General features: G+C 66.6%; 2 protein-coding genes. Both read right to left on the reverse strand.

The window, feature by feature from the left end; genetic code table 11:
• On the reverse strand, window positions 1-413 hold a 413-nt coding region (locus tag O7A61_RS32250; RefSeq protein ID WP_337133183.1), incomplete at its 3' end, for an SDR family NAD(P)-dependent oxidoreductase.
• 145 nt (window positions 414-558) lie between these two features.
• A partial coding sequence (locus O7A61_RS32255) for a pseudouridine synthase (RefSeq protein WP_337133184.1) occupies window positions 559-1,193 on the reverse strand: 635 nt, incomplete at its 5' end.

The following is a 1,193-nucleotide window of genomic DNA, read 5'->3' on the forward strand; positions in this document are numbered from 1 at the left end:
CTGAATGCAGCGCCGCTGGAGATCAGCACCACGCGGCTGCCTGGCTTCAGCCGGCCGCGCAGCGCCGCCCGGCAGAACAGGAAGGACGCCTTGACGTCCATTTCCCAATTGGCCGAGAACTCGTCCCAGCTCTGGTCCTGAATCGGTGCCGACGGGGCGAAGGCACCGGCGCAGATCACCAGCACGTCCGGTTCGAGCGCCGCGAACACTGCCTCTGGCGCGGCCTCCCGCGTGGCGTCCGCCGCCAGCGTCCTTACGCCCGACGCCTGCCAGGAAAGTTCCTTCAAAGCGTCCACGCCCCGGGCGACAGCGAGCACGGTTGCTCCCTCGCTCAGCGCGGCTTCCACGATGGAGCGGCCGACGCCCCGGCTGCCTCCGACCACGACGACATTTTGACCTTGCAACGATCCCATGGATCACCTCGCTTTCCGGCCCGGAGGATTCCGGCGCCTAATGATCAGGACAGCGGAGGCGGGTGGAAATCATCGGTGGTGACGAGAATTTTTTGAGGCATTGTCCGGCCGTCACCCGTCGAAAGCCAGCAGCGCGAGGGAACGCTCACTCCGCCAGCAACGCCAGCTCCTCGGCCGTCAAATGCCGCGCCGTGCCCTTGGCGAGGTCGCCTAGATGCAGCCGGCCGATGGCGATGCGGATGAGGCGCTTGACCTCGATGGCGTGGGCGGCGAGCAGGCGGCGGATGTGACGGTTCTTGCCTTCGTCGAGCACGATCTCCAGCCAGGCGGTTCGGCCGCCGCTGCGCAGGAGGAGGATCGAATTGGCGGTCAGGGTCTCGCCGTCGACGGTGACGCCAGTGCGCAACCTGTCCAGCGTCGTTTCATCCGGCACTGTGGCGACCTGCACGTGATAGGTCTTGGGCAGATGCGAGGCCGGATCCATCAGCCGGTTGGCGAACTGCGTGTCGTTGGTCATCAACAGCAGGCCTTCGCTCGCCTTGTCGAGGCGGCCGACCGGCGAGACATAGGGCAAATCGAGCCCTTCGAGACAGGCATAGACGGTGTCGCGCTCGCGCGGATCATCGCGGGTGGTGACGAGCCCGCGCGGCTTGTTGAGCATGACATAGACCTTGCGCTCGGCAATGACCGCTTCGCCATCGACGACGATGCGGTCGCGGTTCATGTCGACGCGCAACGCCGCATCGCGCACCACCTTGCCGCCGACGCGCACGCGGCCCG

The sequence above is a fragment of the Mesorhizobium sp. Cs1321R2N1 genome, assembly GCF_037179725.1.
Lineage (GTDB): Bacteria > Pseudomonadota > Alphaproteobacteria > Rhizobiales > Rhizobiaceae > Mesorhizobium > Mesorhizobium salmacidum.